At 62.5% G+C, this 20948-nt stretch carries 18 protein-coding genes; 12 read left to right on the top strand and 6 right to left on the bottom strand.

Going from position 1 to position 20948, the window contains the following annotated elements:
• Positions 1–69 precede the first annotated feature (69 nt).
• Genes QYH69_RS10120 through QYH69_RS10110 form a run of 3 tightly spaced genes read left to right on the top strand, consistent with a single transcriptional unit; the run spans position 70 to position 1373 of the window.
• Positions 70–300, top strand: coding sequence for a hypothetical protein (locus QYH69_RS10120; RefSeq protein ID WP_308831726.1), 231 nt, complete (start codon positions 70–72; stop codon positions 298–300).
• 56 nt (positions 301–356) lie between these two features.
• Positions 357–527 (top strand): hypothetical protein, encoded by a 171-nt coding sequence (locus QYH69_RS10115; RefSeq protein WP_198039129.1) that lies wholly within the window; start codon positions 357–359, stop codon positions 525–527.
• 60 nt (positions 528–587) lie between these two features.
• Positions 588–1373 carry an SDR family NAD(P)-dependent oxidoreductase gene (locus tag QYH69_RS10110; RefSeq protein ID WP_308831725.1) on the top strand — a complete coding sequence of 262 codons (786 nt, stop codon included), beginning with the start codon at positions 588–590 and terminating at the stop codon, positions 1371–1373.
• A 31-nt stretch (positions 1374–1404) separates the two neighbouring features.
• On the opposite strand, the gene QYH69_RS10105 is transcribed toward QYH69_RS10110, so the two are convergent.
• From QYH69_RS10105 to QYH69_RS10080, 6 genes are all read right to left on the bottom strand, one after another.
• Positions 1405–1521, bottom strand: coding sequence for a trehalase-like domain-containing protein (locus tag QYH69_RS10105; RefSeq protein WP_308831867.1), 117 nt, complete (start codon positions 1519–1521; stop codon positions 1405–1407).
• Between the two features lie 2 nt (positions 1522–1523).
• Positions 1524–2528, bottom strand: a complete 1005-nt coding sequence (locus QYH69_RS10100) for an SDR family oxidoreductase (protein WP_308831724.1) — start codon at positions 2526–2528, stop codon at positions 1524–1526.
• Positions 2529–2583: 55 nt separating this feature from the next.
• Entirely contained in the window at positions 2584–4227 is a 1644-nt protein-coding gene (locus tag QYH69_RS10095; protein WP_308831723.1) for a GMC family oxidoreductase, read from the bottom strand.
• Positions 4217–4843, bottom strand: coding sequence for a gluconate 2-dehydrogenase subunit 3 family protein (locus tag QYH69_RS10090; protein ID WP_308831856.1), 627 nt, complete (start codon positions 4841–4843; stop codon positions 4217–4219). Before QYH69_RS10090 ends, QYH69_RS10095 begins: the two co-directional genes overlap by 11 nt.
• A 106-nt stretch (positions 4844–4949) precedes the next feature.
• The gene (locus tag QYH69_RS10085; protein WP_308831722.1) at positions 4950–5918 is read right to left on the bottom strand and encodes a hypothetical protein; all 969 of its coding nucleotides are present in this window, start codon (positions 5916–5918) and stop codon (positions 4950–4952) included.
• A gap of 57 nt (positions 5919–5975) precedes the next feature.
• Positions 5976–7136: an enolase C-terminal domain-like protein gene (locus tag QYH69_RS10080; RefSeq protein WP_308831721.1), complete on the bottom strand. Its 1161-nt coding sequence runs from the start codon at positions 7134–7136 to the stop codon at positions 5976–5978.
• A 206-nt stretch (positions 7137–7342) separates the two neighbouring features.
• Between QYH69_RS10080 and QYH69_RS10075 the strand changes: the two genes are divergently transcribed.
• The 9 genes from QYH69_RS10075 (at position 7343) to QYH69_RS10035 (ending at position 20821) form a co-directional block, all read left to right on the top strand.
• Positions 7343–9136 carry a thiamine pyrophosphate-requiring protein gene (locus QYH69_RS10075; RefSeq protein ID WP_308831720.1) on the top strand — a complete coding sequence of 598 codons (1794 nt, stop codon included), beginning with the start codon at positions 7343–7345 and terminating at the stop codon, positions 9134–9136.
• Positions 9137–9405: 269 nt separating this feature from the next.
• The gene (coxB, locus tag QYH69_RS10070; RefSeq protein WP_308831719.1) at positions 9406–10404 is read left to right on the top strand and encodes a cytochrome c oxidase subunit II; all 999 of its coding nucleotides are present in this window, start codon (positions 9406–9408) and stop codon (positions 10402–10404) included.
• 44 nt (positions 10405–10448) lie between these two features.
• Positions 10449–12467: a cytochrome c oxidase subunit I gene (gene ctaD / locus QYH69_RS10065; RefSeq protein WP_308831718.1), complete on the top strand. Its 2019-nt coding sequence runs from the start codon at positions 10449–10451 to the stop codon at positions 12465–12467.
• Position 12468: 1 nt separating this feature from the next.
• On the top strand, positions 12469–13095 hold the full coding sequence (locus QYH69_RS10060) for a cytochrome c oxidase subunit 3 (RefSeq protein ID WP_308831717.1): 627 nt from the start codon (positions 12469–12471) through the stop codon (positions 13093–13095).
• A complete protein-coding gene (locus tag QYH69_RS10055) occupies positions 13092–13550 on the top strand; it encodes a hypothetical protein (RefSeq protein ID WP_308831716.1) in 459 nt (152 codons plus the stop codon). Before QYH69_RS10060 ends, QYH69_RS10055 begins: the two co-directional genes overlap by 4 nt.
• A 5-nt stretch (positions 13551–13555) precedes the next feature.
• Complete coding sequence (locus tag QYH69_RS10050) at positions 13556–14929, top strand: c-type cytochrome (protein ID WP_374992378.1); 1374 nt, start codon at positions 13556–13558, stop codon at positions 14927–14929.
• Positions 14930–15314: 385 nt separating this feature from the next.
• Complete coding sequence (locus QYH69_RS10045) at positions 15315–17675, top strand: type VI secretion system tip protein VgrG (RefSeq protein ID WP_308831715.1); 2361 nt, start codon at positions 15315–15317, stop codon at positions 17673–17675.
• Positions 17676–17678: 3 nt separating this feature from the next.
• The gene (locus QYH69_RS10040) at positions 17679–20219 is read left to right on the top strand and encodes a hypothetical protein (RefSeq protein ID WP_308831714.1); all 2541 of its coding nucleotides are present in this window, start codon (positions 17679–17681) and stop codon (positions 20217–20219) included.
• Positions 20216–20821 (top strand): hypothetical protein, encoded by a 606-nt coding sequence (locus QYH69_RS10035; protein ID WP_308831713.1) that lies wholly within the window; start codon positions 20216–20218, stop codon positions 20819–20821. Before QYH69_RS10040 ends, QYH69_RS10035 begins: the two co-directional genes overlap by 4 nt.
• Positions 20822–20948 lie beyond the last annotated feature (127 nt).

The raw sequence follows: 20948 nt of genomic DNA, 5'->3' as shown, positions 1-20948 counted from the left end.
CACTTGTTTGGTCCACTTGTTGCTGCAGTTCTATACGATCTCAACGAACGCGAGATCAAGGAGGAAACGATGGCATCGAACGACAACCAGGACGACGACCGCGACGGCGCGCGTGACCGCGACCAGCAACCGCCGGCCCCACCTACCGAAGCGATGAAGCAGGCAAACCCGCCGCGCGCGAATGTTCATCCCGAGCAGACGGCGGAAGTGCCGCACGGCACCGGCAGTCATTCCGAACCGCCGGGCGGCGGCGGCCGTCCGTCGCAGAGGCAACGGCCCGAGGATGCACGCAAGCCGTAGCGCCGCGCCTTGACGCGGCCGGTTACGCCGCAACGCAACTGTTTACGGAGGACATCATGGAACCCGATCAAAAACCGCTTTCGCCGGGCGACGAAGGACCGCCGGATGCTCCCGGCGTGGGCGAGGACATATGCGCCGTCTGTGACGGCACCGGCCTGGTGGAGGGCGAACGCTGCGAAGTCTGCAGCGGCACGGGCAAGGTGCTGCAAGGCATAGGCGGCGGTTAATGAAACAGGACCCGGAACACAACGGCGCGCAAAAGCGCGAATATCAGCGGAGGAAAACCGATGAATCTGCAGAACAAAACGGCATTCGTCACAGGTGCGGGATCGGGCATCGGCAAGGCGAGCGCGCTACGCCTCGCCGCGGCCGGAGCGCGGGTGATCGTGCATGCGCATAAGGACGACGAAACACGCGCGACCGTCGACGAGATCGTCAAGCACGGTGGCGACGCTTTCGGTTTCACGGCCGACCTTCGCGACGATGCCGGCTTCGGCCAGGGACTCGATCACGCGGTTTCGCAAAGCGGACGGCTCGATATCGTTGTTGCGAATGCCGGTATCAACGGCGTATGGGCGCCGATCGACGAACTGAAGCCGGCCGAATGGGACAACACGATCAATACGAATCTGCGCGGCGCGTATCTGACGCTGCACCTGACCGTGCCGCATCTGAAACGCGCGGGCGCAGGGTCGATCGTGATCATCTCGTCGATCAACGGGACACGCGTATTCAGTCACGGCGGCGCCTCCGCGTATTCGACGACGAAAGCCGGATTGCTCGCGCTGGGCCAGATGACGGCGCTCGAACTCGCCAAGCACAAGATTCGCGTGAACGTGATCTGTCCGGGGAAGATCGACACCGAAATCGATGAGAACACGCAGACGCGTTCGCCCGGTGAGGCATCGGAAGCCGCCGAGTATCCGCAAGGCAAGATTCCGCTCACCGACGGCAAGGCAGGCAGCAGCGACGATATCGCCGACATGGTCGTCTACCTTTCGTCGGATCGTGCGCGGTTCATTACGGGCACGCCGGTATGGATCGACGGCGGGCAATCGCTGCTCGTCGGCTGAGCGCTTCGGCGCGAGCAGCGTCTTCGCTATATCATGGGCTCGCATCGAACGACGGCCAGCATAGCCAGTCGATCGAGCCGTTGCGGCCGACGAGGGCGGCACTCTGTCCGTCGCCGATCAGCGCATAGTCCTCGATCCGCAAGGACACGATCAAACCCGGCGTCGCAGCAGACCGAAGCAGAGTGTCGCGAAGGTTGCGGCCGCAACCATCACGACGCCGCGATGCGTGTCGAGCCACAAAGCACGGCTGCGCGGCACAGCGGACGCATCGAACCGCCCATGCACGCGATGTAGCCGGCTGACCGGTTGCCACAGGTTCGACGCATGGTCGAGATTCGCGACCGCATGCGGGTCCTGCTGCGCATCGAAGCCGGTGCGCCCGAGGTAACGATCGAGCCAGCCTGGTATCCATTGGTTCGCGACGATCGCCTTGATCGACGATATGCCGACCCACACTTCGCGGCGCCGATGCGTGGCGGCCCAGTAGATCGCGCGCGCCGCGACTTCCGGCTGAAAAATCGGCGCGACCGGACGCGGTGCATGCGGCATCTGGTTGCCGGCCCAGTCGAACTGCGGCGTGTTCAGCGCGGGCATCTGCACCATCGTCACGTGGATGCGGCTCTTACGGTGATAGAGCTCGCAGCGCAGTGCGTCGGTAAAGCCGCGTATGGCGTGCTTGGCGCCGCAGTAGGCGGCTTGCAGCGGAATCGAGCGGTAGGCGAGCGCCGAGCCGACCTGTACGATCGTGCCGCGGTCGGACTTCTGCATGCGTTTCAGCGCGGCCATCGTACCCCAGACGTAACCGTGATACGTGACGTTCGTCACGCGCGCGAAGTCCTCGTGCGGCAACGTGTCGACGGGCGCGAACGTCGTGACCATCGCATTGTTGACCCACACGTCGATCGAGCCCAATTGCGCTTCGACGGAAGCAGCGGCGGCCTCGACTGCTTTGGCGTCGCTCACGTCCGCTTCGATGGGCAGCGCGCGCACGCCGTGCGCGCGCACCTCCTCGGCCGTGTCGCGCAGCGCAGCCCGATCGCGTGCGAGCAATGCGACGTCGGCGCCGTGCCGCGCGAATTCGAGTGCGGCCGCGCGGCCGACGCCCGCTGTTGCGCCCGTAATCACGACGATCTCTGGTTTTCGGATCCGGCCCATGAGTTCTCCCTCCTTGCTCTTCTAATGCGATGCGTTCAGGCGCACGTGTAAGCCGCTACAACTCCCCGCGCGAAGCCAGCACTTCGATCCTGTCCGCCGTGCGGCATGCAATTGCCTGGATCGTCAGCGATGGATTGACGCCGCCGACGGTCGGAAAAACCGATCCGTCGCAAATCCATAGATTCGGAACATCCCAACTGCGGCAGTCGGCGTTGACGACGCTCGTCGCCGGGTCGTCGCCCATGCGCGCGGTGCCGTTCAGATGGCAGGTGTCGTCGGTCTGTTGCCAGATGCGTGCGGCACCGGCTGCGCCAAGCGCGTCGGTCATGAAGCGTAGCGAATGCGAAACGAGCCGCCGGTCGTTGTCGCAATAGCTCCACGTGACACGCGCGACCGGCAGGCCGTACTGGTCTTTCTCGTCGGCGAGCGTGACGCGGTTGCGCTCCTGCGGCAGCGTCTCGCCGACAATCTTGAGGCCGACCTGATGGTTGTACAACTGCATCTCGTCGAGCAGCGCCTGGCCCCACAGGCCGCGGCCCAATTGCGTCTGCGCCCAGACCATCGGTAGCGGCCCCTGGCTCATATACGCATAGCCGCCGAAAAAATCCTTACCCTTGTCCGTGTAATTCCAGTGTTCGCTGATCGCAAGCGACGGCGGTCCCTTGTACCAGCGTATTTCGTCGTCCATGACGCCCCATACGGCCTGATTCGACTGCACCATCAGGTTCTTGCCGACGAGTCCGGAACGATTCGCGAGCCCTTCGGGGAAACGCTCGTTTGCCGACATCAACAGCAGGCGTGGCGTTTCGATCGCATATCCGGCCACGACCACATGACGCGCACGTTGGAATTGCCAGCGGCCTTCGCGGAAGTATTCGACGCCGGTTGCGCGGCCAGCCGGATTGACATCGATGCGGCCGGCCATCGAGAGGTCGCGGATCTCGGCGCCGGCCGCGACCGCGCGTGGTATCCATGTGACCAGCGCGCTCTGTTTGGCATTGGTCGCGCAACCGGACACGCAAAAGCCGCGATAGACACACGGATGCGCTTTTCCGCGCGGCGCGGAAAGCGTGGCGAGCGGCGTCGGGCTCCAGCCGATACCGAGCGCTTCGGCGCCTTTCGCGAGCACGAGCGCCGCTGCATTCATTTCGTGCGCGCGATACGGATAGCGCGGCCGTTCCGGTCCCCATGGATAGCGCACCGGTCCGGAGATTTTCAGCGCATCTTCGACGTACGCGTAGTAGCGCCACATTTCGCGCCAGTCGAGCGGCCAGTCCGCGCCATAACCGAGCAGCGAGCGTGCTTTGAACCACTCGGGCCGGAAGCGCAGCGACACCATCGCGAAGTGCACGGTGCTGCCGCCGACCGCCTTGCCGCTATTGTTCGCACCGAGCACGAGCGGGTCGTCGCCGTCGACAATGCGCTCGTCGGTCCAGTAGAGCTTGGCCTGATGCATCTCGTCGGAGGCGAACTCTTCGAGCGGCCGCCACCAGGCGCCCGCGTCGAGCGCAACGACCTTGAAGCCCTTTTCGGCAAGCCGGCACGCGAGCGTGCCGCCGCCCGCACCGGTGCCGACGATGACGAAATCGACCTCTTCGTTTTGCGCATACTCGCGCATCGGCACCCAGCCGCCGCGCGTGAACACATCGGGCGCACGGCCGTTCGCGCCGCGCGGATGACGGAGCGCATCATCGGGCACGATGCGTCTCCGGTTCCGACGCACTGTACTCGCCGGTCGATTCGACAGCTTCCCACGGGTCGCGGCGATTGAACGTCATGCGCACATAGCCGCGCGGATTGGCCGGTCCGCCGAAGCCGATGTCGCTCCACGACGACGGATGCGCATAGTAAGTCGTGCAGACATCGTGCAGCACGCGCTGCCGGAAGAACAGCTTCGATGACATGGCTTGCCACGAATCGCGCGTCAGCGTGCCGTGTTCCATTGCCTGCACGAGAGCGATGCGCGCGTGGTCGTCGAGATCGGCGAACGCGGCCTGATAGCGATGCCGGCTTTCGTCGTCGAGTGCGGAAAGACCGATGCGCCACGCCTGCTGCAAGCCGGGTAGGCTCGCGTTGCGATAGCCGTCGGTTTTATTGCCGGCGATCTTGCGGTCGACGAGCGCGGCCAGCGGAACGGGCCGGCGATTCGCAGCGGAGCGGCTGTCCGGCTGCGGAATGATCACGGCACATAGCGCGCGTAGCGTGCGCCATTCTTCCGGAGTGCACCATGCCGGTTCGTCGCGGGTGCCGATGCGATCGTCGATTACACTGCGCGTCGCATCGTCCCACGAAGGCGAATCTCGCTTGTCGAGCACGTCGTAATGCGGATAGGCGGGAAGGGCACCGTGCGCATTGACGCGCGCATTGGCGTCCGCATTGAGGTCCGCATTGAGGTCCGCGTTCGAGTTCGCATTGAGGTCTTTACTCACGCTCGGTCTCCCTCAGGCGCAACGCCTCGAGGCCGGCCATGGCGAGCGCGGTAAAGCTCGGCGGCGCCGGCAGCGGCGGACCGCCCAGAATATTCTGCGTCCAGTTGCGCCAGCCGCCTTGCATGCGCGCGACACCGCGCGCATGAAACAGCGTGCCGACGAAGCCCAACGCGGCGGTCGTGCGCAGCCAGATGCGCGTAAACCAGCGTGGACCCGGCGACGCGAGTGCCGAATGCGCAAGCAGTACCGCCGCAAGCGGTCCGATCGTGACTGGCGCATACATCGCGCGATGCTGGAATGCACCGCGAAAATGCAGCAGTCCGACCTCGCCGATCGTGCCGACGAGCCCGATGCCGGCCGCCAGCGCGAGCGCCTTGCCGGCGGGCATGCCGAACAGACGCGGGTCGAGTGCAGGTTCGTTGCGCAACTGTTCGCCGACCGCGCCGAGCGCCCCCGACAGCAGCAACGACATCGGCGCGCCAAGCGGCGCGCCATAGAACAGGTTATGCCAGCTGAAACCGCCGGGACGCTTCGTGACGTTGTACAGGTGGAAGCCACTGCCCGCGACGCCGGCGGCAGCCGCGGCCAGATAGATCGCATGCCTGATCGAATGCGACGCCTCGGTATGATCCCGGCCGCCATGCAAGCCTGCAAACAGCGCGCAGGTCGCCGATACGAGCGGCGTCACCATGGCGGGATTCTCGAACGAACCGCGATAGTGTTCGACGGCGCTATCGGCCAAAGCGGAGAAGGCGAGCAGCGCGGAACTGTGATTGAACCCACGCGCGGCATCGATATGCACGCGCTGAGGCGACCTCCATCGATCGCTACTCGCCACTGCTGCGGACCCGACCGGTGCATGCGCGCGCTGTGCGCGAGCACCGGTTCTACGCGTCGCCAGCAACGCGGCGCCTGACAGTGCGCTCAGCGCGCCGAGCACATATAACGTGGTTCTTATCATCGTCGATGTCGTATGGGCGAACCAGAAACATTGAACTGCGATGCTTCAGTATGTGCATCAAGGCATGCTCACGGCGAAACGCTGCGCATCCTTGCGCCTGAATTCGAGTCCGCAACCGGGGCGCGACAGGTCGGGCGCGATGCTGCCGTTAGCGACGCGCGGCGCGCCGTCGAACAGCATCGATTCGATGCGCACATGATCGTGAAACCATTCCTGATGACACAGCCCCGGCACAGCGGCCGCCGCGTGCAGATGCAGCGCCGGTGCGCAATGCGCCGAAAGCGGGATATGGAACGCATCGGCAAGATGCGCGACGCGCATAAAGCCCGTCACGCCGCCGCAACGGCTTGCATCGGCCTGCAGAACATCGACCGCTTGCGCTTCGAGCATTCGCCTGAAATAGTCGGCCGTATAGCCGTATTCGCCCGCGGCGATCCGCATACCCGGCGGCGCGGCGAACCGGATCGCGGCGAGCCCGGCGAGATCGTCCGAACTGACCGGCTCTTCGAACCATTGCACGTCGAGTCTGGAAATTTCCTCGGCAAAACGCAAAGCCGTCTTCGGATCGAATGCGCCATTCGCGTCGACAAAGAGGCCCGCGTCGTTGCCGATCGCATCGCGTGCGCATCGGGCACGGGCGGGGTCGCGTGCCGCGTCGCTGCCGATCTTGATCTTCACCCAGCGACATCCGTCGTCGCGTACCCAGCGCGATAGCTGCTCGCGCATGTGGCCGTCCGTGTAGGTCGTAAAGCCGCCGCTGCCGTACACGGGCACGCGATCGCGCGCCGCGCCGAGCAGAGTCGCGAGCGGAACGCCGAGGCGCTTCGCATGCAGATCCCAGAGCGCGCAGTCGAGCGCCGAAATCGCGGTGGCCGCGATGCCGTCGCGGCCGAGATTGCGCACGCGCTGCTGCATCCGCAGCCACAGGCGCTGCAGGTCCGACGCGTCCTCGCCTTCGAGCGTGTCCGAAAGCGTGTGCCGGATCAGTGTTGCGACGCTCGCATCGCTGTACGTATAACCGAGCCCGGTTACACCGCCGGCTTCGACCTCGGCAACGACGAGCGTCGTCGAATTCCATTCGAACGTGCCATCCGCTTCTGGCGCGTCGGTCGGAATCGTGTAGGCATCCGCAACGATACGCGCGATCGGCGCTGCGGCGCAACGATCGCTCGCGGCGCGCGGGAAAGAAGGCGATGAAGAAGAAGCAGCGTCGTGCATGGTGTGCGCTTTCAGAAACGACAGGAACCAACAGTTTCCATTACTGGCGCATCAGCAATGGCTGTTCCTTACAGCAGGGTTTCGCGCGACGCGGCGCGTCGCTTGCTGGGCGTGGAAGGTACGCCTGAAGGGCTGCTTGATGGCACGACAGACACGTCGACACGCACAACGCGTTCGGCACCATTTTTCTTTAGCAGGAGATTTTCATGGCTATGACAGTGGGCGACTTTATCGTCGACAGGCTGCATCAGTGGGGCATCAGGCGGATGTTCGGCTACCCCGGCGACGGCATCAACGGCGTGTTCGGCGCACTGAACCGCGCGGACGGGAAGATCGAATTCGTGCAGACGCGTCACGAAGAAATGGCCGCCTTCATGGCCAGTGCACACGCGAAATTCACCGGTGAACTCGGCGTGTGCATCGCGACTTCGGGCCCGGGCGCGGCCCACCTGATCACGGGGCTCTACGACGCAAGAATGGATCACATGCCGGTGCTCGCGATCGTCGGACAGCAGGCGCGCGCGGGACTCGGTTCGCACTATCAGCAGGAACTCGACCTTGCCGCGATGTTCAAGGATGTCGCCGGTTCTTATGTGCAGCAGGCAAGCGTGCCCGCGCAAGTGCGCCATATGGTCGACCGTGCGATACGCATCGCGCTCGCCGAGCGGCGTGTCACGGCATTGATCCTGCCGAACGATCTGCAGGATCTCGAATACGAAGGGCCCGCGCGCAAGCACGGCACCGCGCATTCGGGCGTCGGCTATGCGCGGCCCACAGTCGTGCCGACGCAGGACGAACTGCAGCGCGCGGCCGAGGTGCTCAATGCGGGTCACAAGGTCGCGATTCTCGTCGGCGCGGGCGCGCTGAACGCCACCGACGAAGTAATCGAAGTGGCGAACCGGCTCGGCGCGGGCGTCGCGAAAGCGCTGCTCGGCAAGGCCGCGTTACCTGACGATCTACCGTGGGTGACAGGGTCGATCGGCCTGCTCGGCACGAAGCCGAGCTACGAAATGATGAACACCTGCGACACGCTGCTCATGATCGGCACGGGTTTTCCGTATTCGGAATTCCTGCCGAAGGAGGGCGATGCGCGCGGCGTCCAGATCGATATCAAGGCGGACATGCTGAGCCTGCGGTACCCGATGGAAGTGAATCTGGTCGGCGACAGCGCACAGACGCTGCGCGCGCTGCTGCCGTTGCTGAAGGAAAAAACCGGCGACGCATGGCGTTCGAGAATCGAGCGCTGGACATCGCGCTGGTGGGAGACACTCGACGAACGCGCACATCAGCCGACCGCGAACGGTGTCAACCCGCAGCGCGCTTTCACCGAGCTGTCGCCGCGTCTGCCCGACAACGTGATCCTGACGAGCGACTCAGGTTCGTGCGCGAACTGGTACGCGCGCGACCTGAAGATCCGGCGCGGCATGATGGCGTCGCTGTCGGGCGGGCTCGCGTCGATGGGTGCGGCCGTGCCGTATGCGATCGCCGCAAAGTTTGCTTATCCCGGTCGGCCCGTTATCGCGATGGTCGGCGACGGCGCGATGCAGATGAACAATATGGCCGAGCTGATTACGGTGTCGAAATACTGGAAGCAGTGGGCCGATCCGCGCTGGATCTGCATGGTGCTCAACAACGAAGACCTGAACCAGGTGACCTGGGAGCAGCGCGTGATGAACGGCGATCCGAAGTTCAACGCGTCGCAGCAGATTCCCGATGTGCCATATCACCGTTTTGCAGAATTGATCGGGCTGACCGGCATTTATGTCGACAAGGCCGACCAGCTGGCCGAAGCGTGGGAAACCGCGCTTGCAGCGAAACGGCCGGTCGTGCTCGAGGTGAAGTGCGACCCGGAAGTGCCGCCTCTGCCGCCTCATGTCACGCTGCCGCAAGCGAAGGCCTTTGCGCGCACGCTAATGGAGGGCGACCCGAAGGAAGGCAGCGTGATTGCGAATACCGCGCGGCAGGTGCTCGGCTCGGTGCTTCCCGGCACGAAAGACTAACCAATGCTACGACGGGCGGCGAACTGCACGCGGCGGCGCCTCTGCTGCCGCATGTAAATGTCGCAATGTGATGTAAATCGTACGAAGCCGCGCAGATCGGTGCGTCACGGCGCAGGTCCGGTCTGCGGCGATTTCTTGCCGGACTATTTACCTTTCCGCTTTTCCAGCTTACAGCCTGTCAAGTCCATTTCTTGCTACGCGTCTGTTGATTGAGGGGGCGCTCGTGACGCGCCGGATTCGGACATCGAACAGGGCGGGAGTGCGGCCGGATGCAATGGAAGGTGGAATCGATTCATATGCACGCCGCGCCCCTCGACTATTTTCTGCATGCGGCGGGTCCTGCCGCCGGACCGACGATGGTTCTCGGCTGGGCGCTTGCGGCTTTATCGATGGCCGTGATCGTCATCGTCGCGCTGTTGCTCGCGGTGGCGACCGCGCGTCGCCGCCGAATCGAAGCGGACCATGCAGGTCCGACGATCGTGCGGGACGAGAAGACCGGCATGCGGTGGGTCTATATCGGCACAGGCATCTCGTCGGTATTTCTGATCGCTGCGCTCGCCTACACGCTCTTCACGCTCGATTCGGTCGCAGCGCCGCCCCGCGCGCCCTCGCTTACATTGACCGTGACGGCCTACGACTGGTGGTGGAAAGTCGAATACAGCGATGCGGACGGCGGCCCGGCGTTAGTCACGGCGAATGAAATTCACATACCGGTCGGCGAGCCCGTGAAGATCGTGCTGAAGAGCGCCGACGTGATCCACGCATTCTGGGTGCCGCAACTCGCCGGCAAGACGCAAACCATTCCAGGTCAGATCAACGAGCAGTGGATTCAGGCCGACGCGCCCGGTGTCTATCGCGGGCAATGCTCGCAATTCTGCGGCGCGCAGCACGCGCATATGGCCTTCGAGGTCGTCGCGCAGGACCACGCCGCGTTCGACGCATGGCGCAGCACCGAGGCGAAACCTGCTACGCCCGTTGCCGGTGCGGCCAATGCGCTGGCCTTGCATGGACAGAAGCTGTTTCTCGACCGCTGCGCGGGCTGCCATACGGTGCGCGGCACCGATGCGAACGGCGCACAGGCGCCCGACCTCACGCATCTCGACACGCGCCGCCTGATTGCGGCCGGCACGATGACGAACACGCGCGAGCATCAGCTCGACTGGATCGCCCACGCGCAACGGATCAAACCCGATTCGCTGATGCCGAGCATCGCACTGACGGCGAACGACGCGGCCGCGTTGTCCGCCTATCTGGCGACGCTGCACTGAACCCGACTTGAACCTGTCGCGCGAGCGAATAAAACGGAACCAGGATGGCCGACACGACGACACACTCTTCGACGAGTGCACCACAGCTCGAAAGAACGCTGCGGCGCGGCGTCGTCGCGCGCGGCAGCGCCGCCGAGGAACAGCTGCGCGACTTGTGGGAGACACCGGCCGGCTGGCGCGGCTGGCTATCGACGGTCGATCACAAGCGCATCGGCATGCGTTATCTGGTTACGGCGTTTATCTTTCTGATCGCCGGCGGCGTCGAGGCGCTGATCATGCGCATCCAGCTTGCCCGTCCGAATGCGACGCTGCTCACGCCCGAACAGTACAACCAGATCTTCACGATGCACGGCGTGACGATGATCTTTCTGTATGCGCTGCCGGTGCTGTCAGGCTTCTCGAACTACCTATGGCCGCTGGTACTGGGCGCGCGCGATATGGCGTTTCCGCGCCTGAACGCACTGTCTTACTGGGTGTTCCTGTTCGCCGCGATTTTTCTCTATGCGAGTTTTCCGCTCGGCGAAGCGCCGAATGCGGGCTGGTTCAACTACGTGCCGTTATCGGGCCTCGAATACAACACGGGGCCGAATATCGACGTCTACGCGCTCGGCATGGTGTTGCTCGGCATTTCGACGACGGTCGGCGCCGTGAACTTCGTCGTGACGCTATTGCGAATGCGCGCGCCGGGCATGTCGCTCGATCGCGTTCCGGTGCTCGTCTGGGGCACGATGACCGCGTCGTGCGGCAACCTCGCCGCGGTGCCGTCGGTCAGCCTCGCGTTTTTCCTGCTGTGGATGGACCGGCGCATCGGCACGCATTTCTTCGATGTCGCGAACGGTGGGCGAGCGTTGCTCTGGCAGCATCTCTTCTGGATCTTCGCTCATCCGTGGGTTTATGTGGTCGTGCTGCCGGCGATGGGCATCGTCTCCGATGCGTTGCCCGTGTTCTGCAGGCGGCCGCTCGTCGGTTACGGTCCTGTGGCGTTCTCGACGATCGCGACGATGCTGATCGGTTTTGGCGTGTGGATTCACCATATGTTCGCGACCGGTCTGCCGGCGCTCGCGCTGTCGTTCTTCGGCGCGGCGAGTATGGCGATCGCGGTGCCGAGCGCGATCGCCACGTTCGCGTGGATCGCAACGATCTGGCTCGGACGGCCCGTGTTTCGCGTGCCGTTCTATTACTTCGCGGGCTTCGTGCTGCTGTTCGTAGTGGGCGGCGTGTCCGGCGTGATGACGGCCGCGGTGCCGTTCGACTGGCAACTGACCGATACGTATTTCGTCGTCGCGCATCTGCATTACGTGCTGCTCGGCATCAATGTGTTTCCGGTGATCGGCGGCGTGTATTTCTGGTTTCCGAAGTTCACGGGACGCATGATGAGCGAGCGTGTCGGCAAGCTCGCGTTCTGGGTCATGTTTATCGGCTTTAACGTTGCGTTCTTTCCGATGCACATCGCAGGGCTGCTCGGCATGCCGCGCCGCATCTATACCTATGCACCCGATATGGGCTGGAACACGGTAAACATGATTACGTCGATCGGCTCGTTCGTGCTCGCGTTCGGCATTCTGATTTTCCTGTGCGATCTGTTTTATAGCCTGCGGCGCGGCGCACTGGCGGGCAACAATCCGTGGGACGCGGGCACGCTCGAATGGTCGACGACTTCGCCGCCGCCGCCCTACAACTTCGCGGTCGTGCCGACTATCGCGAGCCGGCATCCGTTATGGGAGGGACGCATCGAAGAGGAAGGGCGCATCGAAGGGGAGGGAAGAAGCGGCAGCCGATCGTCGCTCGCGGAAGGCTACATGCTCGATCATGGCCGCGAAGCGCTCGGCACGACGGCGCTCGAAGCGCGGCCCGACGTCATTCTGAAGATGCCCGAAGACTCCTGTACGCCGTTCGCGCTGGGCGCGTTTTCAGCACTGTTTTTCGCGGGGCTCGCGTTGCAAACGTGGTGGTTTGCCGCGGCGATGCTGCTCGGCTGCGCCGTATCGATCGTCGTATGGCTGTGGCCGGAGCGCAGCCTGATCCAGCGCGAGCCGCGGCGCGTACACGATGCGAGGAGCTGATATGAGCGACGCATCGAGCGAGGACACCTATTCCGGGTCCGTGCGACTGCCGGTCGGCAGCGCAGGCGAGCGCTCGGGGGGCTGGTTCGGTTGCCTCGCACTGATCGCCACGGAAGGCTCGCTATTCGGCTACCTGATCTTCTCGTACCTGTATCTCGCCTCGCAAAGCGGCCGTATGTGGCCACCCGAAGGTTTGCCGAAGCTCGGCCTCGGCGGCGCCAACACGGTCATTCTGCTGACGAGCAGCGTGTTCGTGATGCTCTGCGAGCGCTGCGTGAAGCGGCGGCGCGTGCGCTGGGCCGTCGCATCGATGGCAACGGCGCTCGTGCTCGGCGTGATTTTTGTCGGCATCCAGATCAAGGAGTGGCGAGACCACCCGTATGGCATGACGTCGAACCTATACGGCTCGCTGTACTTCACGATAACGGGCTTTCATATGGCGCACGTGCTGGTCGGGCTCGTCGTGCTTGCCCTGCTGCTGCTGTGGACCGCGCTTGGTTACTTCGATGAGAAGCGCTGTGTCGCGCTGACGATCGGCGGCTTGTACTGGCACTTCGTCGATCTCGTATGGCTTTTTATCTTCTCGACGATCTATCTGTCGCCGTATGTGTTGAGGGCCCGCACATGAGCGATCGACGCGCACGCATGCAACCGCAGCCGTCGACGCGGCCCGATAGCGCCGCGCCGCAGTTTCATCCATGGCGGTTGTCGATCGGCATGCTCGCGACCGCGCTCGCGTGGTTCGCGCTGATGGGCGCGGGCGAAATCCTGACCGCCAATGTGTGCGGGTTGTCCGATGCGCTTCGTCCGGTCGGGCCGCCGCCGTGGGCGATGCCCGTGCTGATCGCGGTCAGCGTGGCGTGCTTCGCGATCGGTATTGCGGGCGTCGTGATCGCGTGGCGCAACGTCGTATTCACGCGCGAAAAGCGCAAGCATCGGCTCGAGGGCCGCGCACGCCGCGTGGCGGAACTCGAATGGTTTCTCGCGCGGGTCAGTGCGTTGTCGAGCGCGCTCTTTATGTTCGGCATGATCGCGACCGGGCTTGCCGTCGCGATCGTATCTCCGTGCGGCGGCCCATGGTGACGACAATGCAAAGACGCACACTGTCCGCCATCGGTTTCGCGGCACTCGCGGGGGCGGCGCTGTTAGCCGCAAGCGCAATGCCGCCTCGTGCCGGCGCACAGACGTCTGCCGCGCGATTCGATGCAAGCGATCCAAAGCTGATCGCGAAAGGCGAATATCTCGCGAAGGCGGCCGATTGCGCGGGCTGTCACACCGCGCCGCCGGGCGGTCCATCGGGCAAGGAGCCGTTGCGTCCGCGTGCGCCGTTCGCAGGCGGTCTGCCGATGGGTTCGCCGTTCGGCACGATCTTTTCGTCGAACATCACGCCGGACCCGAACGCGGGAATCGGCCGATACAGCTACGACGATTTCGTGCGCGCCGTGCGCGAGGGTGTAGCGCCGGGCAACAAGCGGCTTTATCCGGCGATGCCGTTTCCGTCGTTCGCGAAGATCGACGATAACGATATGCGCGCGCTCTACGCGTATTTCATGCATGGCGTGAAGCCGGTCGCGACGCTGGCGCCGCCGACGAAACTGCCGTTCCCGTTCAACCAGCGCTGGGCGCTGATGTTCTGGAGCGTCGCATTTGCGCCGAACGACGTATATGTGCCGCAGTCGACGCACAGCGCGCAGTGGAATCGCGGCGCATATCTCGTGCAGTCGCTTGGCCACTGCGGCGCGTGCCATACGCCGCGCGGGCCGGCGTACGAAGAGCGCGGCTACGATCAGGGCTCGCGCCTCTATCTGACCGGCGGCACGAACGACCACTGGTTCGCGCCGAACCTGACCGGCGACGCGGGCTCGGGCCTCGGCCGCGTGTCCGAAGACGAGATCGTCGCGTTTTTGCGCAGCGGACACGCTGAAAAGCCGGGGCTCGGCGGCGGACTCGTCACGTTCGGCAGCATGGTGCAGGTCGTCGAGGACAGCACGCAATACATGACCGACGACGATCTTCACGCGATTGCCGGTTATCTGAAGACCCTGCCGCCGCGCGAACCTTCGGGGCATTTCGACGACCGGTCGCGCGCGGCGGCGCGTACCGTGCGTGCGCTCGATACGGGCGATGTCGAGTTGCCGGGCGCGGGGCTCTACCGGAGTTTTTGCGCGCGCTGCCACAAGGCCGATGGCATGGGCGAGCCATCGACGTATCCGCGGCTCGCAGGCAACCCGGTCGTGCTGAGTCCGCATACCGATTCGCTCGTGCGTCTGCTGGTCGAAGGTGGCGAGGCGCCGCATACGCAGACGGGTCCGGAGCCGAAGAAAATGCCTGCGTTCGCGGGCAAGCTCACTGATACGGAAATGGCTCGCGTGCTGACCTTCGTGCGCAATACGTGGGGCAACGTTGCGGCGCCTGTGACGACGCGCGACGTGCGCAGCATGCGCGACAGCCTCGGCAAGTGAACGGCAAATTTCCACATGCGGCTCGATTCAGGAGGCCTGGCGGCGCATGACGGCGACCGCGAACGATGGCCTCGCGCGCAGCGCTCCGAGCGCTGCACGTTCGGGGCCCGTGATGGCGATATGGATTGCCTGGCTGGCCGTGCGTCGGTCTTTATCTAATCGTTCAGCATCCCGAGGTGTTGCGTGCGTTGTCGCCGGTATGGGCCGTCGCGCTCGAGCACAGCAATGTCCGACGAGCCCGCATTGTAAAAGTTTGCAAATCTTAGGAATCGACTGAAGTCGTCTGATAGACACACCACGTAATGACCGTTAGTTTCGCTTTTCTGGATGACTGGGACGCATCCTGTTGAGCAGTCCGGATCACTTAACAGAAAAAGCCGGGACGATGAAACGAGTCATTGCGGATATCCTGAAGTACCCGAGCGCGCGCGTGCGGCAGCGCTTCGAGTTGAAGATCGGCTCGGTCCAAGCGGACCTTTGCGCAATCAGTTTCGAATTGAACGAGGCGCTCAACGAGACGTATCGGCTCGATGTCGTCGCTACGTCGGCTGACCATGCGATCGATGCGGAGGGCTGCGTGGGACGGCGCGCTACCTTCACGATCGTGGAAGAAGGCTGCGTGCCGTCGATGTCGGGGCTGATCGAATCGGTTATCGCGCCCGCGCGCGTCGTGCATGGCGTGGTAACGCGCTGGGAGCGCAGGAAGACGAGCCGCGACGAGACGACCTATGCGCTGCGTATCGAGCCGCGTTACGCACTGCTCGGCAAGGTGTGGGACTCAGGCGTATTCCGCAACGTATCGCTGAAGGAACTGATCACGGAAGCGATCGTCGATCGCGACCTGTTCGATCCGCACGATATCGAATTTCATCTGGAAGGCCTCGACGCGAAGTTCGAGCAGACGGTGATGTATGAAGAGACCGTCAAGGCATTTATCGATCGCCATTGCCGTCGTGCCGGCATCTACTACTACTGGAAACAGGGCAGCGAAGGAGACGGGCCGCAGCGCGACACGCTCGTGTTCGGCAACAACCCGCGCGGTTATGTGCGTGCACTCGAAGTGCCGTTCATGCCCGATTCGGGCCTTAGCGGCAACTGGCACGAAGCGGTGCTGTCGATCAACACCGTGCGTGAACTCGTGCCGGAGCGCGTCGAGCTGTGGGACCGCAACTATCGGATACCCGACGACCCGCTGACGGCGAGCGCGATCGTCGCGCACGACGACCGAACGATATTCGGCAGCGTGAACCGCAGCATCGAGCATCACCATTCGAGGGAAGCAGGCCAGGCGCTGGCCGATGCGCGCCGCGACGAACTGATTGCGCGGCAACAGACCCTGTATGGCACGAGCGACGCAATCGGCATGACGCCGGGCCTTGTAGTGCGGCTGACGAATCGCACGCTGGCCGAAGCGCCTTACGGCATGCTCATCACACGGCAGAAGACGACCGGCAGCCTCACGCAGCCGGTGTTCTGCGAGTTCGAGGCCACACCGGCGCATCTCACATGGCGTCCCGAATACGACCCGTTCAAGCACTGGCGTTGGGTATCGGGCGTGGTGACGGGCGTCGTGAAATCACGCGATGCACAGCCTTATGCATGGCTCGACGCACAGGGACGCTACGAAGTCGAACCTGTGTTCGCCCGCCGCAGCGGCAAGCGAGGCAAGAATCTGATGTCGTTGCGGCTGCTGCGGCCCGGCGCATCGTATCTCGGCGGTTTCCACTCGCCGCAGCTGCCTGAAACGGAGGTGCGGCTGCTTGCGACGAACGGGGATGTCGACCGCTTGCTGATTGCGGGCGCGGTCCACGACTATTCGCATCCTGACATCGTGCACAGCCGGGAAGGCTGGTATAGCCGCGCGGTATGGCGTTCGCCGCTCGGCGGCGCGGATCTGCGCTTCGACGACATGAAGCAGCGCGAGGGCGCGAAGCTCGCGACCGTCTACATGAAGACGTCGATGAGCCTGGGCTTTCTCGTCGACAGCGCGAAGAAAGAGCGTGGTCACGGCTTCGAGATCAGCACGCAGGGCTGGGGCACGCTGCACGCGCCCAAAGGGATGATCGTGTCCGCCGATGCGCTTTCGAGCCCTGACGCGCCGCAACTGGAGATGCATGCCGCGCTTGGCGAACTTCGGGCGGCGCTGCAGCGCGTGACGGAGTTGGTTAAAGCCACCACGCTTGCGAAGGCTGCGCCGGCCGATCAGGCGACGCAAGCGAGTCTGCTGAATGCGCTGAACGACTTGAAGGCCGCGGGTCTGATCGCGAGCGCGCCGGCTGGTATTGCGCTGGCGACGCCGAAATCGGTACAGCATGCCGCTGGCGAGAACGTGATGCTGGCGGCGGGCCGGCACGTCGACGTGAGCGCGTTCAAACGCTTCACGCTGGCTGCGGGAGAACTGATCTCGATATGCGCGCACAGACTCGGCATGTGTCTTTTCGCGGCGAAGGGGAAGCTCGAGATTCAGGCACAAAACGATGCGCTCGATCTGCTCGCCAACCAGCAGTTGCTGATGTCGAGCACGAATGCGGACGTACTGGTGGTCGCGAAGGAAAAGGCCGTGATGGCAAGTGGCGGCGCTGCGCTGACGATCGAGAACGGCAACGTCGTTTTTCATTGCCCGGGCGAGTTTCGCATCAAGGCTGCTTCGTTCGTCTACGAAGGGCCGCAGAGCATGAATCTGCCCTTACGCCAGATGCCGAAGAGCTCGCTGCAGATGCCCGACTCCTATCCTTCGTCTCTCTAACTCATGATTATCAGCCCTCCCTTCCTGCCGCCGGCGGGTGTTGTTTGCGCCGACGAGTATGAAACCGATCCGATGATGGCGGCCGTCGAGCAGTGTGAACTTGGCCACCACGGCATTTATCCGATTGCGTTCGACCGGCGCTGGCATTGCGGCATGCATCTCGCGCCGAACGATCAGACCGAGCCCGTCAGAGCGATCGCAGATGGCGAGGTGATCGCGTTTCGCGTGGCGGGAACGGCGATTTCCGATGGACAACCCGATGAGAAAACGGGAAAGCCGGCGCTGAATTCCAACACGGGTTTCGTATTGCTCAAGCATGTGACCGATACGGGCGGCGGGCGGACCATCACGTTCTATTCGCTGTACATGCATCTGCGGGACATGGCGGAGCAGGAGCGTCTCGAGCGCCAGCCGAACGATCCGCCACAACAAGGCTCTGCTACCGCATTGCCCGCGTGGCTGTTGGACAACGCTGGCGGCAAGGACGGCAAGGTCCAGTCAGGCGGCGGAAGGAAGATCTATCGGAAGGACAGGCTCGGATATTGGGGCGCCTGCCATGGACAGCCGCATCTGCACTTCGAGATTTTCATGACCGAAGCGGACTTTGGCGCGTGGTTCGAACAGGACGGGCACAAGGTGCAGCTTGGCCTGGCGAACCCGGTACAGCCGGCATCGCGCGATTACTGGGGGCACAGCTATTTCGTGATTCCTGGTGGTCAGGCGTTGGTCAGCGCACCGCCGGGCAGACGCGATAGCCCCTATTTCCCGACGCTTGCCGCGTGGACGGTGCCGGCGAACAGCAAGCTGTACGTCGAGGCGTACTTCCACAAGGGGCAGCGTTATACGCGATCGTGGTTCGATGAAGCGGGCGACGGCAACAAACTTACGCTGCTCACGGAGCAGCCGGTGAAAGACCGGTACGCGGATTACGAGTACAAGCTTTATCAGCGCGCGGTGGACCTCTATCCAGCCTGTCCGAGCGATGGTTATGAGCTGATGCGCTTCGGCCGCATCCTCTCGGAGCAGCCGACGCTGCCTGCTGCCGATCGTGCGACGTGGGTGGCAGTGCCGTTCGATGCGAATGGCACGCAGGGGTATGTCGACGTCAATCAGAGCGCCATTCTGAAGCTGTCGGATGCGGATTTCCCGTTCTTCACCGGCTGGAAGAAGATCGAAGATGGGAATACGCCGTTCGATCAAGATGGGCTGTGCGGCTATGCCGAACTGCGCAGGATCGTCGGTGATGTCGAGGCACAGATTGCGACGTCGCCTGAGGAAGGGCCGCATGCGTTGCGCGGAGACCAGGGGAAAGTGGGTGAAGGGCACGGCACCCAAGCAGTGGGGTTGCCGTTAGGGAAGCAGCAGTATGGGCACGGTGGATTCAGCGATGCGTCGAACGTGGCCGATTCGGAATTCAGACATGAAGACCGGTTGACGGCCTACGTGCAGGGCGATGCGGCAATTCGCAACAGGCTCAAGGGCTTCGTGTGCCACGCGCCGAGCGAATGGGACGCGACGACAGATGAAGAGCGCTTCAAAAGGCTCAACGAGCCAGATGGATTTTTTGGCAAGCGCAAGGAAAGCGATCCGAATGGGTACGAAAACTTCATTGCGTTCCGGCAGCGGTTTCAGTTTATTGAACAGACGCCGTTAGGGGGAGGGCAGAAGTTTTGGTTCTTTCATCCGTTGGCGTTTATTCGGCATTTTAGGAAGTGTGGGTGGTTGAGTGGGAAGGAGTTGACGCAGTTGGTCCCCACAAAGGCGATGCGAAAGAACGGCCACGGAAAGTGGGTGTCGGAAAAGATCGATTTGATGAAAGGAGCACAGGACATCATCAAAAAAATCGACCTCGACCTCAATAAAACATTACGCAAGTTCAGCATCACTCCTTGCCCCTTACGCACGGCAGCTTTTTTTGGCAACGCTACGCAAGAGACGCAATGGTTCAGCAAGCTTTACGAAAACAACTCTGCGGCTTGGTATTCGCCATGGGACGGCCGTGGCTTACTACAGTTAACAGGGCCCGGCAACTACATTAAATATTGGCGATTCCTCGGACGATCGATTCCGGATTCGTGCGAAGCCGCATTGAATGCAGCAGCCAGGAAAGCGCACGATGATCGAAAGAATGAGGCGTTGCTAGATGCAAGGCTGCGGGAGTTGACGAGTGAAGTGATTCAATGGCGCAAGGACATAGAAGTGAGCGCCATTGACGCAACGGAAAGTGCCGGTGCGTATTGGGCCTGGACAAAAGCATCTATTTACGCAGACCGGTTTCCTGCGTTGAAACGTGAGATTCAGATTATTAACAACGCGTCGCACATTTATTACAGCAATGAACATTTTGGGCAAGTAGCAGCGACAGTGAACTTCGGTAGTCCTGTCATCAATCACGCAAGTATCGCCAAGGTCAATGGCATTGTCGCGCGCTACCAGGCCTATGTGAACGCATTGGTGGTACTTGCTGATTACATGCCATTTTCCGGTGCGACAGGTGTCGTAGAAATTACGCCTGACGGTTATGAACGAAGGAATATCCAATGAAAGTTATAAAATTTTCCACCATTGTGTTGGGCCTGGTAGCGAGCGTAGTTTATGCGAAACAATCGAATCCGAATCATTCCGTCCTACGTGAAATAAGCCTCGATAGTTGCAAATTTAGGATGAAAGATCCATACCATGTGGGCGTCTCAATAGACACAAGAAGTTCATCGCATTCGGCAAGCTATGTCGTCACCATCGATCCGAGGGCACAGCATCCTTTTCAAACGTGGATTCGACTTAGTTGCGAAGATCCCGTGACCTCCCGGACGTTAACGGATATTGCCGGTATGAAGATGAGTGACAAAGGGTGGGTGCTTAATTTAACGCCAAATGATTTCGAGGAGCAGCACACAACATTTTATCCGCTGCGTGGCCAGGGTTGGTCAGGCGGTGGTGTAACGCAAGACGATACAGACGGAGACGAGACACGACGGACACGCACCTTTAGCTTCTGCATTCCGCATCGGCAACTTGCGATCTGTGGTGTTGCTCAAAGCGTTGGCTACCTAAAGTGGCCTAATGAATCCGTGCTTCCTCAGGTTATCCAGATATTGGAAAGCATCGAATTCATCGACATGCAGTCTGCCGCACCAGCGAATTAAGTACAAATTTCGCATCGAGGCTATTTTATTCCAGTTAGAAGAGTAACCAAGCATAAGCCTGCCCCTCCGGATAATGCCAGTACGCTAATGGTATGGATGGATTCCTATCCGCTTTTTTTACCTGAGT

Origin of the sequence: Paraburkholderia sp. SARCC-3016 (assembly GCF_031119615.1) — a bacterium.
GTDB lineage: Bacteria > Pseudomonadota > Gammaproteobacteria > Burkholderiales > Burkholderiaceae > Paraburkholderia.
This window is presented reverse-complemented; position numbering and strand designations above follow the sequence as displayed.